General features: G+C 59.2%; 11 protein-coding genes. 4 read left to right on the forward strand and 7 right to left on the reverse strand.

All coding sequences use genetic code 11. The features are described from left to right. Positions 1 to 2,429 (forward strand): isoleucine--tRNA ligase (locus NWQ23_RS10540; protein ID WP_306166310.1); only part of this gene is annotated, 2,429 nt, incomplete at its 5' end. Positions 2,430 to 2,475: 46 nt separating this feature from the next. On the opposite strand, the gene NWQ23_RS10545 is transcribed toward NWQ23_RS10540, so the two are convergent. From NWQ23_RS10545 to fsa, 4 genes are all read right to left on the reverse strand, one after another. Further along, positions 2,476 to 3,174 (reverse strand): phosphatidylcholine/phosphatidylserine synthase, encoded by a 699-nt coding sequence (locus NWQ23_RS10545; protein ID WP_306166312.1) that lies wholly within the window; start codon positions 3,172 to 3,174, stop codon positions 2,476 to 2,478. Between the two features lie 43 nt (positions 3,175 to 3,217). Beyond that, a complete protein-coding gene (locus NWQ23_RS10550; RefSeq protein ID WP_306166313.1) occupies positions 3,218 to 4,132 on the reverse strand; it encodes a tyrosine recombinase XerC in 915 nt (304 codons plus the stop codon). A gap of 4 nt (positions 4,133 to 4,136) precedes the next feature. Next, complete coding sequence (locus NWQ23_RS10555) at positions 4,137 to 4,832, reverse strand: DUF484 family protein (RefSeq protein WP_306166314.1); 696 nt, start codon at positions 4,830 to 4,832, stop codon at positions 4,137 to 4,139. 148 nt (positions 4,833 to 4,980) lie between these two features. Further along, positions 4,981 to 5,634: a fructose-6-phosphate aldolase gene (fsa, locus tag NWQ23_RS10560; RefSeq protein WP_306166315.1), complete on the reverse strand. Its 654-nt coding sequence runs from the start codon at positions 5,632 to 5,634 to the stop codon at positions 4,981 to 4,983. An 83-nt stretch (positions 5,635 to 5,717) separates the two neighbouring features. Here fsa and NWQ23_RS10565 point away from each other — a divergent pair, with 83 nt between their 5' ends. Next, positions 5,718 to 7,910, forward strand: coding sequence for a primosomal protein N' (locus NWQ23_RS10565; RefSeq protein WP_306166316.1), 2,193 nt, complete (start codon positions 5,718 to 5,720; stop codon positions 7,908 to 7,910). On the opposite strand, the gene NWQ23_RS10570 is transcribed toward NWQ23_RS10565, so the two are convergent. After that, positions 7,904 to 8,497 (reverse strand): thymidine kinase, encoded by a 594-nt coding sequence (locus NWQ23_RS10570; protein ID WP_306166317.1) that lies wholly within the window; start codon positions 8,495 to 8,497, stop codon positions 7,904 to 7,906. The two genes, NWQ23_RS10565 and NWQ23_RS10570, sit on opposite strands and share 7 nt — an antisense overlap. Positions 8,498 to 8,767: 270 nt before the next feature. Here NWQ23_RS10570 and NWQ23_RS10575 point away from each other — a divergent pair, with 270 nt between their 5' ends. Continuing rightward, positions 8,768 to 9,217: a hypothetical protein gene (locus tag NWQ23_RS10575; protein WP_306166320.1), complete on the forward strand. Its 450-nt coding sequence runs from the start codon at positions 8,768 to 8,770 to the stop codon at positions 9,215 to 9,217. Between the two features lie 20 nt (positions 9,218 to 9,237). After that, complete coding sequence (arsH, locus tag NWQ23_RS10580; RefSeq protein ID WP_306166321.1) at positions 9,238 to 9,930, forward strand: arsenical resistance protein ArsH; 693 nt, start codon at positions 9,238 to 9,240, stop codon at positions 9,928 to 9,930. Between the two features lie 67 nt (positions 9,931 to 9,997). Here arsH and NWQ23_RS10585 read toward each other — a convergent pair whose 3' ends face one another. Then, positions 9,998 to 11,131, reverse strand: coding sequence for a beta-ketoacyl-ACP synthase III (locus NWQ23_RS10585; RefSeq protein WP_306166318.1), 1,134 nt, complete (start codon positions 11,129 to 11,131; stop codon positions 9,998 to 10,000). Positions 11,132 to 11,229: 98 nt separating this feature from the next. After that, the coding region (carB, locus tag NWQ23_RS10590) for a carbamoyl-phosphate synthase large subunit (RefSeq protein WP_306166319.1) at positions 11,230 to 13,851 on the reverse strand (2,622 nt) is incomplete at its 5' end.

Consider the following 13,851-nt stretch of genomic DNA (forward strand, 5'->3'; position numbering starts at 1 on the left):
CGTATCTGACGATGAATTTCCACGCCGAGCGCGTGATCGCAGAGGAATTCCAGAAGTTCCTGATGAATGGCACGCTTTACCAAGGTTCCAAGCCCGTGATGTGGTCGCCTGTGGAAAAGACCGCACTGGCCGAGGCCGAAGTGGAGTATCACGACCGCCAGACCGATGCGATCTGGGTGCGGTTTGAGGTGACGCAAGCTGGCGGTGCTGATCTGAGCGACGCCAAAGTCCTGATCTGGACCACGACCCCCTGGACTATCCCGCAAAACCGTGCCGTCTGTTTTGGGCCGAACATCAGTTACGGTCTTTACGAAATCATCGGGCGTCCTGCGGAATGCTGGGCCAGCATCGGTGAAAAGATGCTCGTGGCCGATGCTTTGGCCGAACAGGTCTTTGCCGCTGGTCGTCTTGAAGGCCCTGAAATGATCCGCCGTCTGCGCGATGTCAGCACAGACGAGCTTGCGGCACTTACCCTCGCGCACCCGTTGCGCGGTGCGGAGGGCGCAAACGGCGAATGGGATTTCGACGTCCCCATGCTCCCCGGCGACCACGTGACTGCGGATGCAGGCACAGGCTTTGTCCATACCGCGCCGTCCCACGGTGACGATGACTATGCCATCGGGGTCAAGCATGGCTTGCCCATGACCTATAACATCCTTGATGACAGTTCCTACCGTGCCGATCTGCCGTTCTTTGCGGGCGAAAGCATCCTGAAGCCCAACGGCAAACCTGGCGGTGCCAATGGTGCGGTCATCGACAAGCTGGTCGAGGTTGGCGCGTTGCTCGCACGCAAGCGCATCACAATCTCGGACGCGCATTCCTGGCGGTCCAAGGCCCCTGTGATCCGTCTGAACCGCCCGCAATGGTTTGCCGCAATCGACAAACCCGTCGGTGACGGGCTGGACACCTATGGCACGACGATCCGCGAACGGGCGCTGCGCTCTATCGACGAGTTGGTCACATGGACGCCCAAGACAGGCCGCAACCGGCTCTATTCCATGATCGAAGCACGGCCCGATTGGGTGCTGTCGCGCCAACGCGCTTGGGGTGTCCCGCTGACCTGCTTTACCAAGAAGGGCGCACAGCCGACCGATCCCGACTATCTGCTGCGCAATGCGGCAGTGAACGCGCGTATCCTTGCGGCCTTCGAGGAGGAAGGCGCAGATGCGTGGTACAAGGACGGCGCGAAAGAGCGGTTCCTTGGCAATGACGTCGATCATGATGCCTATGACCAGTCATTCGACATTCTGGACGTCTGGTTTGACAGTGGCTCGACCCACGCATTCGTTCTGCGCGACCGTGAAGACGGGTCAACGGACGGTATGGCCGATCTTTACCTTGAAGGCACCGATCAGCACCGTGGCTGGTTCCATTCGTCGATGTTGCAGGCCTGCGGCACGATGGGTCACGCACCTTATCGGGGTGTGCTGACGCACGGGTTTACGCTGGATCAGAAGGGCATGAAGATGTCCAAATCCATCGGCAATACAATTGCGCCGGAAAAGGTCGTGCAGCAATACGGGGCCGATATCCTGCGGCTTTGGGTGGCACAGTCGGATTACACTGCCGATCTGCGGATCGGGGACGAGATCCTGAAAGGTGTGGCCGACAGCTATCGCCGCCTGCGCAACACAATGCGGTATATGCTGGGGTCATTGGCCGACTTTACCGAAAGCGACCGTATGGCCCCCGCCGATATGCCGGAACTGGAACGCTGGGTGCTGCACCGCCTGTCCGAACTCGATACCGTGGTGCGTGAAGGCTATGCGCGCTACGACTTCCAAGGGGTGTTTCAGGCGGTCTTTACCTTTGCCACCGTCGATCTTTCTGCCTTCTACTTCGATATCCGCAAGGATGCGCTCTATTGCGATGGCGATACAGCGCGGCGGCGGGCGGCGCGGACGGTGCTGGATATCCTGTTCCACCGGATCACCAAATGGCTGGCGCCCATGCTGACCTTTACGATGGAAGAGGTCTGGCTGGAACGCTTCCCGGGTCATGACAGTTCGGTGCATTTACAGGACTTCGATGCGACGCCCGCGGATTGGCGCGATGATGCGCTGGCCGCGAAATGGGCGGACGTGCGCAAGGTGCGCCGTGTCGTGACTGGCGCATTGGAGGTCGAGCGGACAGCAAAGGTGATCGGCGCGTCACTCGAAGCAGCACCGACCGTCTATGTCAGTGCGGCAACGGCCAAGCTGCTGGAAACCGTGGCCTTTGACGATCTGTGCATCACGTCGGGTATCTTTGTCAGCACCGATGCGGCCCCAACGGATGCCTTCCGTCTTGATGATGTGGCAGATGTGGCTGTGGTTTTCGCACAGGCTGCGGGCGAAAAATGCCAGCGCTGCTGGAAGATCCTGCCTGACGTGGGCAGCCATGCGCACGCGGGTGTTTGCGGACGCTGCAACGACGCGCTGGGCGGGTAAGGCAACAAGGCTGGCAATTCCCTTTTGGTGATTTGCCAGCCTTGATCTATGCGGAATTGCGCTCTGGCAGGATTTGCTGTGCCACACCTGCGAACAGCAAATAGACAGAGGTGGCGACCAATCCCCAATGCGCCCAACTCTGGGGATGAAAATCGACCCAAGCGGCCCAGCCTGCAAACAAAGTCCAGGCCAGCGCCATCGGCAAGGTGATCATCCGCCAGCGCTGGGTGCGCACCGGATGGACAAATTTCAACGGCAGGAACATGGTCACGGCAAGACTGCCCACCAGCACCAGCGAGACCCAGAAATTCGGCTGCAAGGCAAAGATCACCAGCACCAGCATATTCCAGCACCCGGGAAAGCCGGAAAAGGAATTATCCTTGGTTTTCATGCGGGTATCCGCGAAATACATCGCCGAGGCGAAAGTGATGATGATGATCGCGCACCATCCCGTCCAGCCTGGCAAAAGCCCTGATTTGAACAGCGCATAGGCGGGAACAAAAACATAGGTCAGATAGTCGATAATCAGATCCAGCAAGACCCCGTCAAAGGCCGCGGCATTGGTTTTGACGTCGTAGCGGCGCGCCAAAGGTCCATCGATCCCGTCGACAAAAAACGCGACAACCAGCCATAGAAACATCAGGCTCCATTGTTCTTGCACAGCGGCCAGCATGGCCAGCATGGCAAAGACGGCACCGGTGGCGGTCAGCAGGTGAACAAGTAGCGCTTTGGTTTGAATAGTCATCGTAGTCTCATGGTCGAAAATGGGCTTTAGGGCAATCCGAATGTCAGGCCTTGGGATGGGCCTTTTCATAGACAGACATCAGATGTGCCGCGTCGACCGCCGTATAGGCCTGAGTTGTCGACAATGAGGCATGACCGAGTAATTCTTGGATGGCGCGCAAATCACCGCCGGCTGCCAGAAGATGGGTGGCAAAGGAATGGCGCATCGCGTGGGGCGTGGCTGTCGCGGGCAGACCCAGTTGCAGGCGGGATTGTTCCATCACCTTCTGGATAGCGCGCGGTGAAAGAGGCCCACCGCGTATTGCCCTGAAGATCGGGGCATCGGGGGCTGTGGGATAAGGGCAAAGATCAACATAAGCCTCGACCGCGTTACGGGCGGCGGGAATGACCGGCACAATCCGCTCTTTGCCGCCTTTGCCAATAATGCGCAGGACGGCGGGCAGTGGCACATCGGTTCCGGTCAATGCCAAGGCTTCGGAAATCCGCAAGCCGCATCCATAGAGCAGGGTCACCACAGCCGCGTCGCGGGCCGCGACCCAAGGCTCTGTTGATTGCAATTCGACTGTGTCGATCATCGCAGAGGCGGCGGCCTCTTCGAGCGGGCGGGGCAGCTTGCGCTGAAACTTGGGCGCGCGGGTGGACAAAACGGCCGTCGGCTCGAATCCTTCCCGCTCGGATAGCCAGCGATAAAAGGATTTGACAGCCGAGAGCGCGCGGGCGAGCGACCGTGCCCCAACGCCGCGCCCACGTTCATGCGCCATCCATGCGCGCATATCGCGCACCGTGACGCGGGCAATCGGGCCAAGGCCAAGACTGTCGCCATTGTGCTGCGTCATGAAGGCCAGAAAGCCCAAGACATCGGTCTGATAAGCCTTGATCGTGTTTTGCGCGGCCCCGGCCAAGGCGCGCTGATGATCAAGCCAGGCGGCCAAGGCGGTTGTCAGGGCAGGCGCAATCATCGGCTTACGCCAGCCAGCGCCGCACGACCCGTTCGAACACTCCGGCAAAAAAGGTCAGCAGATCGGTGCCTTGTTGGGGTGTAAAAAGTTGCGGGTCTTCGCTGCCCATCACGAGCATCGCAGGCATCCGGTCGGGGCCAAGGTCGATTTTCAAACAGGCCTCGGATTTGATATAGGCCGAGCGATCACCATAAAGGCTACCGCCCACCTTGTGGAATTCCCGCAGTGTGACTTGGCGGGCGGGCATGTTGCGGCCAAGGGTGATGTAACCCTCGACATAGTTTTCGGGCATCACCGCGACGGTTGCGCCTGCATTGCTGAGCGCGTCCGGATCGCTGCTTTCCAGCACCAGACGGATTGCATCCACGCGCAGGATATCGGCGACATCGCCGCTCAGATCGGTCAGGAACTGATCAAAGGTCGCGGCGTCCATCATCCGCAGGATTGCGCGATGGACCTGATTGGTGCCCGCCAGATTGTCATAGGCGGCAGCGATGACGCTACGGTGCGTATCTTCAAGGCGGTCAAAGCGGGCCTCGAGCCGTTCCATCGCGATACCGCGCAGATCAACGATATTCGCGCCCATCCTTTCGTCTTTTGCGCCCACAAGGGCGCGCATGACGTCGTGGTCTTCCAGCAATACATCGGGGTTTGCGATGATCTTCTCGCGAAGCTCATCGGCCATTAGAGGTGTGTTCATTTGCCTGCTCTGCTTTGTTTTTTGTCAAACTAGCAGAGTGTTACGGCCTTTGTCGCAGGCTTTTTGCGCAGAAGTGACAGGGCGTGGCAGATTTGCCCTATTTGCCAGTGTGTAAGGTGGATGATGATCCACCTTACGTGACCGGCGGTCAGACGATCTTGATACCGGCCTTCTTTGCGTCCGCCATAAAGGCATCCAGCCCCTTATCCGTCAGGATATGGTTCGCCATCGCCTTGATCACCGCAGGTGGCGCTGTTGCCACGTCTGCACCGATTTTCGCGCAATCACTCATGTGGTTGGCCGACCGGATCGAGGCGGCAAGGATATTCGTCTCGAATCCGTAGTTGTCATAGATCGTGCGGATATCCTCGATCAGTTCCAGACCATCAAGGTTCAGGTCATCCAGACGTCCGATGAAGGGGCTGATGAATGTAGCCCCCGCCTTGGCTGCCAGCAGCGCCTGATTGGCGGAAAAACACAGCGTCACGTTCACCATGATGCCTTGATCCGTCAGTGTCTTGCAGGTCTTCAGGCCCGCCCAAGTGAGCGGCACCTTGACCGCGATATTGTCGGCGATCTTTGCCAGTTTCAGCCCTTCGGCCAGCATGGTTTCGGCATCGAGAGCCACAACCTCTGCCGACACGGGGCCAGAGATGAAAGAACAAATCTCTTTCGTCACTTCCAGAATGTCGCGCCCCGATTTGGCGATCAGCGAGGGGTTCGTTGTGACCCCATCCACCATCCCAAGGTCGTTGAGTTCTTTGATCTGGTCGATCTCGGCGGTGTCTACGAAAAACTTCATCTCTTCACTCCAAGGATGGGTTGGTGTTTGCTGCCCCAGCGTTTACCTGATTGGTCAAGGCGCGGAAACCCTCAAAGGCAGCCATGACAGATAGCTATTTCCATGAAGGTGATTTGGTGGGGGTCCTGACGACCCAACCGCTGGACCGTCTGCTGGACTACAAAGCCCCCGAGGGCGGCTGCCATCTGGGTGCCTTTGTCGAGGTGCCATTGGGTCCGCGCAAGGTCTTGGGTGTGGTCTGGAGCGCGGGCAAGGGCGATTATGACCGGGCCAAGATCAGGCCGGTGTCCCGCGTGCTGGATGTAGCCCCCATGCGCGAAGAGATGCACGCGTTCCTGACCCGCGCGGCCGATTACACTCTGACCCCGATGCCTGCCATGCTGCGCCTTGCCACCCGCGCGCCGGGCCTGGGTGATCCGCAAGCCCTGCGCAAGGTCTATCGTTTGGGCGATCAACTGCCTGACCGGATGACCGATGCACGCGAAAAGGTGCTGGGCGTCTTGCGCGACTATGGTGGTTTGTCGTTCACCTTGGGCGAGTTGGCTGAGATGGCTGATGTGGGGCCATCGGTGGTCAAAGGTCTGGTCAAACTCGGCGCTGTCCGAGAGGAAGACGCGCCGCGCGACACGCCCTATCCGCGGCTTGATCCGGACTATGGCGGCAAAGACCTGAGCACGGATCAGGCGGCAGGGGCAGAGACATTGCGGACTGCACTGCGCTCTGACAGCTATGGCACGACCTTGCTCAAAGGCGTGACCGGATCAGGCAAAACGGAAGTGTACCTTGAAGCCGTCGCCGAATGCCTGCGCATGGGCCGTCAGGCCTTGGTCTTGTTGCCTGAAATCGCGCTATCGGGCGAATTTATCAACCGCGTCGAGGCCCGTTTCGGGATGAAACCCGCCGAATGGCACTCTGGTGTCACCATGACCGAACGCCGCCGCTGTTGGCGAATGGTCGGGCAGGGGGATGCACAGCTGGTCGTGGGCGCACGCTCGGCCTTGTTCCTGCCCTATCAGAACCTTGGGCTGATCGTGGTCGATGAGGAACATGATACCTCCTACAAGCAAGAAGATGGCGTGCTTTACAACGCCCGCGATATGGCTGTGCTGCGGGCGGCGATCAACGGGGCGCAGGTGGTGCTGGCCTCGGCCACGCCCAGTCTTGAAAGCTGGGCCAACGTCGAGGCGGGCAAATATCAGCGGCTGGAACTGACTTCGCGTTTCGGCGCGGCTGTGATGCCCAAGATGGCCGCGATTGATATGCGGGTCGAGGATTTACCCGGCGGCAAATGGGTGTCGCCGACTTTGCGCCAAGCGATCCAGACACGTCTGGAAAAAGGCGAGCAATCGTTGATTTTCCTGAACCGGCGCGGCTATGCGCCAATCACGCTGTGTCGCGCCTGCGGGCATCAGATCGGCTGCGATCATTGCGATGCGCGGATGGTGGAACACCGGTTCCTCAAACGCCTGATGTGCCACCAATGCGGCGAGACAAAACCGATGCCGACCACATGCCCCAGTTGCGGTGCCGAGGATCGGCTAAGCGCCGTTGGCCCCGGTGTGGAACGGATGGGCGAAGAGGTCGCAGCCCTGTTCCCCGACGCGCGCATCGCGGTGCTGTCATCGGACCTATACGGCTCTGCCCGCGCGATGAAAGCCCATATCGAAGAGATTGCCGCGGGCGGCACCGATATCATCATTGGCACGCAATTGGTGGCCAAGGGGCACAACTTCCCTTTGCTCACGCTTGTTGGTGTCATTGATGCCGATTTGGGCCTGCAAGGGTCAGATTTGCGCGCGGCAGAGCGGACCTTTCAACTCATGCGTCAGGTGGCCGGGCGCGCAGGGCGCGCTGAAACCCCCGGCGAGGCGCTCTTGCAAACCTATCAACCCGAACACGCGGTGATCCGGTCGATCCTTGCGGGTGACGAGGAAAGCTTTTGGAAAGCCGAAGCCGAAGAGCGCAAAGCGGCGGGTGTGCCGCCTTACGGGCGCATGGCGGGGATCATCCTGAGCAGTCCGAACGTGCAAGAGGTCTTTGATCTGGGGGCAGAGATGGCGCGCATGGACGGCCCCTTGCGCCAGATCGGGGCGCAGGTCTTTGGGCCAGCCCCTGCGCCTATTGCACGGGTGCGCGGGCGGCATCGTGTCAGGTTGTTGGTCAAGGCTGAAAAGTCGGCACCGCTGCAACAGGCCCTTGCCAAATGGACCGGGCAATTCCGTCTGCCCGCCAACCTGCGCATGGCCATCGACATCGATCCGCAGAGTTTCTATTGATCGCCGGTTTTTTCGCCCATCTCTTCGCGCCAGTGGCGGCGGCAAAGGGACACGTAGCGGTCATTGCCCCCGATCACGATCTGATCGCCGGATGACAGAACCTGCCCATTCTCGTCCTTACGGACCACCATCGTCGCCTTTTTTCCACAATGACAGATCGTGCGAACCTCGCGCATTTCGTCGGAAAGCGCCAAAAGTGCTGCCGATCCGGGAAATAATTCGCCCAGAAAATCGACCCGTAAACCGAAGGTCATGATCGGCACGTTCAGATCATCGACCGCGCGGGCCAGTTGCCAGACTTGTGCGGGTTCAAGAAACTGCGCCTCATCCACGAAAACACAGGCACAGGGGCCAGCAGCAAGACGGGCTTTGATCTTGGCAAAAAGGTCTTCGCCGGGGGCAAAGGTATCGGCATCCGCGCCAATCCCGATCCGGCTGCCGATGCGGCCATGGCCCGCACGATTATCAAGCTGCGCGATCATCAGATAGGTCTGCATCCCGCGTTCGATATAGTTGTGGGACGCCTGCAAAAGCACGGTCGATTTGCCCGCGTTCATGGTGGAGTAATTGAAATAGAGTTTCGCCATAGACTGTCATTAGCGCTGGCATTGCCACCTTGGCAAGACCAGCGCCTGACAGCGATCACGCCATCGCGGGCATCAGGGCCGAAAGCCCTTTGGAAAACTGGAGCGGATCGCGATCCTAACCAATCGTGCCACTCGGCACGACAACTCGTTACATTGTCCCAACACACGGGACAGTTTTATGAATGACAGACAAGCCTTTAGGATTTAATGGGAATAGAGATTTTTAATTCCCCTCCCGCTTTGGCGGCAAAGGACGAACGAGGTGCACGTATGGCGGGTTATGGCAGCTACTTGAAGAAACACACAGAGGCATTGGTCAAAGATGTGGGCATAGAGGCGGCTTGCGCTTTGACGGGCAAATCCAAGGCGACATTGGGCCGCTACTATTCCGACAATGACGAACATGCGGACCGCTTTATGCCCATTGATACCGTTGCAGAACTCGAAGCTGCGGCCTCCTATCCGCATGTGACCTCTGCCTTGGCCGAATTGCGGGGTGTGACGATGTCGCATGACAGTGCGCGGGCGAATAGCAAAGGCGAGATCAACACGGATGTGATCAAGCTCAGCCAACGGTTTGCGATGCTCATGGCGGAATACAACCAGTCTATCGCTGACGGTGTCATTACAATCAACGAAGCCAAACGCATGCTGCGCGAGACGACAACGCTGCAACAGGTGTTGATCGACATGAAACTCCACCTTGAGGAAGCAGGCTAGTGGTGATCGACACCTCCGACATGCCGAACATCGTACCGGGTGCGCTCGCCCCGTTGGATATCGCTGCTTTGGCAGGCCCTGATGCGCCCCGACACCCCCCCCGAATTCTGCTGCTTTACGGTTCCTTGCGCGAGGTCAGCTATTCCCGTCTTTGTGCCGAGGAAGGGGCGCGGGTGCTGCGTGCCTTGGGCTGCGAGACGCGCTTCTTTGATCCCTCGGGACTGCCCCTGCCTGACGATGCAAATGATCAGCACCCCAAGGTGGCGGAACTGCGGGAACTGGCGCTTTGGTCCGAAGGTATGGTCTGGTCCTCTCCGGAACGACACGGTGCCATGACGGGCATCATCAAGACCCAGATCGACTGGTTGCCGCTCTCTCCCATCGGGGGGATGCGACCAACCCAAGGCAAGACGCTAGCGCTCATGCAAGTCAGCGGTGGATCGCAATCCTTTAACACAGTCAACCAGATGCGCATTCTGGGACGCTGGATGCGTCTGATCACGATCCCGAACCAGTCATCCGTGCCTATGGCATGGAAAGAATTCGAAAACGGGCGCATGAAGCCATCATCGCTCTATAACCGGATCGTGGATGTGATGGAGGAACTCGCAAAGTTCACCATCATGACGCGCGGTCGCGATGCGATACTGACGGATCGCTATTCCGAACGGGTCGAGACCCAGCAAGACGTGCACAAACGGGTCAGCGGCTAGATCAGCGGAACGAGCGGCACGCCGCATGCGGTCAAGGCAAAGCACAGAGCTATGACGGCAACTTTTTTCATGTCCGGTCTCCATGGCTCCGTTCGACAATCACTGACCCGACCGAATACCCTGCACCAAACGAACAGATCAAGCCTTTGTCACCAGCGGTCATGTCGTCCGAGTGCTGCGAAAAGGCGATGATTGATCCTGCCGAGGACGTATTGGCGTAGTCTTGCAGGATATTGGGTTGCTCTGACGGTTCGGGGGCGCGGCCCAATACCTTTTTGCCGATGTAGTCGTTCATCGTCTTGTTGGCCTGATGCAGCCACAAGCGGCGCAGGTCTGTGGCTGCGACACCCGTCTCTGCCAGATGCGCGGCGATATGGTCGCTGACCAAGGGCAGTACCTCTTTGAAGACCTTGCGGCCATTTTGCATGAACTGCATGTCGCGGCGGTCTTCCATCTGGTCGTGGGTGCGGCGTAAGTAGCCGTTATTATTGCGGATGTTATTGCTGAACTGGGTGGCGCAGCGGGTCGACAGCACCTTGAAATGGGGACCTTTCAGGTCTTCGTCACGTTCCAGCAGGGTTGCTGTGGCCACATCGCCAAAGATGAAATGACAGTCACGGTCGCGCCATTCCAGGTGGGCGGAACAAATCTCGGGGTTGATCACGAGGGCGCGGCGGATTGATCCTGCCCGGATCATGTCGGCGGCAGTCTGGATACCGAAAGTGGCGCTCGAACAGGCGACATTCATGTCGAAGGCAAAACCGCCCGCACCCAGAAGCTGTTGAATCTCCACACCAATCGCGGGATAGGCGCGCTCCATATTCGAGGCGGCACAGATCACCAGATCGACGTCAGCGGCAGCGACACCTGCTGCGGAAAGGGCCTTTTGTGCCGCATCCAAACCGATTTCGGCCATATAGCCGGGCTGATCGTCAGGGCGGGCGGCAAGGCGGGGGAACATGCGGGCAGGGTCAAGAACGCCCGCTTTATCAAGCACATAGCGCTGTTCGATCCCCGAGGCGGCAAGGATAAAATCGCTGGAGGAATGGGTTTTAGCCTCGAGCGCGCCCGATTCAATCATGGCGGCGTTTTCGGCGTTCCACTGGTCGGCATAGGCGTTAAAGGCCGCGACCAATTCGTCGTTCGTGATGACCGCAGAAGGCGTAAAAACTCCGGTTCCTGTGATGGCAACGTGATGCATGGATACCCCCCAAAGTGTCTGCGCAAAGCATGTCTAGCGCTCAGCCTCTGGGCAAGAGTGACCTAACGGAAATTGGGGTTTGCCCGTGATCTGGCTTGCTACCCCTGCAACGACCTTACCCCGACATCCCCTTCTTCGCGGGCTTGCATCGCCAGTACGGCGGCATGTGATGCGGCGGCTGTCGTGAAGTAGGGGATTTTGTCGTAAAGGGCGACGGCGCGGATGGAGCGGCTGTCGTCGACGGCGGCGGCCCCTTCGGTGGTGTTGAAGACCAGTGCGATATGCCCGTCTTTGAGCCGGTCAACGATGGTCAGCCCGCCTTCGTAGACTTTGTTCACCACTTCGCAATCAATTTCGTTTTCAGTGAGCCATGCAGCGGTGCCGCGTGTCGCCACGATGTTGAACCCAAGTGTGAGGAGGATTTTTGACGCGTTAATCATATCCGCCGTTTTGTCGGCGTCCCTGATCGAGATGAATACGGTGCCTGTCGTGGGCAGGTTGGTGCCCGCACCCATTTGTGCCTTGAGGAAGGCGCGAGGGAAGGACCGGTCCCAGCCCATGACCTCACCGGTAGAGCGCATTTCGGGGCCAAGGATCGTATCGACGCCGGGGAAGCGGGCGAAGGGCAGCACCGCCTCTTTGACCGAGAACCAAGGCGTGTTCGGGTCGGCCAGTGTGAAGGCGTCGCCCAAGGGCAGCACGTCCATCGGGTTTTCGGTGACCGGATAGGGCGCGCGCAGCGGGAAGTTGGATAGCGGCTCGCCCGCCATCAGACGCGCGGCGATGGACGCGATGGCGCTGTCGGTGGCTTTGGCAACGAATGGCACGGTGCGGGAGGCGCGGGGGTTTACCTCGATCAGATAGACGGTTTCGTCTTTCACGGCGAACTGGATGTTCATCAGGCCCACGACGTTCAGCGCCTTGGCGAGTTTTTCAGTCTGGCTGCGGATTTCCGCGATCATGGCGGCGGACAGCGAGTAGGGCGGCAGGGAACAGGCGCTGTCGCCGGAATGCACGCCGGCTTCTTCAATGTGCTGCATGATGCCAGCGACATGGGTGGCGGTGCCGTCGGAAAGGCAGTCGACGTCCACCTCGACCGCACCGGACAGGTAGCTGTCAAGCAGGACGGGGCTGTCGCCTGACACAACCACGGCGTCAGAGATATAGCGTTCAAGCTGCGCCTGATCGCGCACGATTTCCATCGCCCGCCCGCCCAGTACATAGGACGGACGGATCACCAGCGGAAAGCCGATATCGGCAGCGATGGCAAAGGCCTCGGCGTCGGTGGAGGCGATGCCATTGACGGGCTGGCGCAGGCCCAGTTTCTGGACCAGTTGCTGGAACCTTTCGCGGTCTTCGGCAAGGTCAATGGCGTCGGGTGTGGTGCCAAGGATCGGGATGCCGGCCTCGTGCAGCGCATTGGCCAGTTTCAGCGGTGTTTGACCGCCGAACTGGACGATCACACCGTGCAGAATGCCGTTTTCCTGTTCGACCCGGAGGATTTCCATCACATGCTCGAAGGTGAGCGGTTCGAAATAAAGCCGGTCGGACGTGTCATAATCGGTGCTGACCGTTTCGGGGTTGCAGTTGATCATGATCGTTTCATAGCCCTGATCTGTCAGGGCAAAACAGGCATGACAGCAGCAATAGTCGAACTCGATCCCTTGCCCGATCCGGTTCGGGCCGCCGCCCAGAATGACGACTTTCTTGCGGTTTGAAGGGCGAGCTTCGCATTCGACTTCGCCCATGACAGGCATTTCGTAGGTCGAATACATATAAGGTGTCTGCGCCTCGAATTCCGCGCCGCAAGTGTCGATCCGTTTGAACACAGCCACGACACCAAGGTTATGGCGGGCGCGACGAATGTTGTCTTCGGTCCGGCCGGTGAGTTTGGCCAGACGGGCATCGGTGAAACCAAGCATTTTCACAGCGCGCAGATCGCTTTCCGTGACGGGCAGGCCGTTCTTGCGGATCATCGCCTCGGCCTCGATGATTTCGCGGATACGGGCGAGGAACCAGGGGTCGAATTTTGTGACCGCGTGGATGTCGTCGTCTGACATCCCATGGCGCATGGCTTGGGCGATGACGCGGATCCGGTCCGGTGTCTGCTTGGCCAGCGCTTTTGTGATGGCGGCAGGCTCGGGTGCGCCCGGAATGGCGATCTCGTCAAATCCGGTCAGGCCGGTTTCAAGCGAGGCCAGCGCCTTTTGCATCGATTCGTGAATGGTGCGGCCTACGGCCATCGCCTCGCCCACAGATTTCATGGCTGTGGTCAGATGCGGTTCGGAGCCTGCGAATTTTTCAAAGGCAAAGCGCGGGATTTTCGTGACGACATAGTCGATCGTCGGCTCGAATGACGCAGGCGTGACGCCGGTGATGTCATTGTCGAGTTCGTCCAGCGTATAGCCGACCGCCAGTTTTGCTGCGATTTTCGCAATCGGGAAACCGGTGGCCTTTGACGCGAGCGCAGAAGAGCGGGACACGCGCGGGTTCATTTCAATCACGACCATGCGCCCGTCAGAAGGGTTCACCGCCCATTGCACGTTTGACCCGCCTGTTTCGACGCCGATTTCGCGCAGCACATTGATCGAATGCGTCCGCATGATCTGGTATTCTTTGTCGGTCAGGGTCAGCGCGGGGGCCACGGTGATGCTGTCGCCGGTATGCACGCCCATCGGGTCCACGTTTTCGATGGCGCAGACGATGATGGCGTTGTCGGC

The organism is Yoonia sp., from assembly GCF_030731595.1.
In the GTDB taxonomy this organism is placed as follows: domain Bacteria; phylum Pseudomonadota; class Alphaproteobacteria; order Rhodobacterales; family Rhodobacteraceae; genus Yoonia.

Bases quoted from the DNA above. Each gene is read 5' to 3' on its own strand.
- NWQ23_RS10565 (WP_306166316.1), top strand. From the start codon at position 5,718: ATGACAGATAGCTATTTCCATGAAGGTGATTTGGTGGGGGTCCTGACG.
- NWQ23_RS10570 (WP_306166317.1), bottom strand. From the start codon at position 8,497: ATGGCGAAACTCTATTTCAATTACTCCACCATGAACGCGGGCAAATCG.
- fsa (WP_306166315.1), bottom strand. From the start codon at position 5,634: ATGAAGTTTTTCGTAGACACCGCCGAGATCGACCAGATCAAAGAACTC.
- arsH (WP_306166321.1), top strand. From the start codon at position 9,238: ATGCCGAACATCGTACCGGGTGCGCTCGCCCCGTTGGATATCGCTGCT.
- NWQ23_RS10575 (WP_306166320.1), top strand. From the start codon at position 8,768: ATGGCGGGTTATGGCAGCTACTTGAAGAAACACACAGAGGCATTGGTC.
- NWQ23_RS10545 (WP_306166312.1), bottom strand. From the start codon at position 3,174: ATGACTATTCAAACCAAAGCGCTACTTGTTCACCTGCTGACCGCCACC.
- NWQ23_RS10550 (WP_306166313.1), bottom strand. From the start codon at position 4,132: ATGATTGCGCCTGCCCTGACAACCGCCTTGGCCGCCTGGCTTGATCAT.
- NWQ23_RS10585 (WP_306166318.1), bottom strand. From the start codon at position 11,131: ATGCATCACGTTGCCATCACAGGAACCGGAGTTTTTACGCCTTCTGCG.
- NWQ23_RS10555 (WP_306166314.1), bottom strand. From the start codon at position 4,832: ATGAACACACCTCTAATGGCCGATGAGCTTCGCGAGAAGATCATCGCA.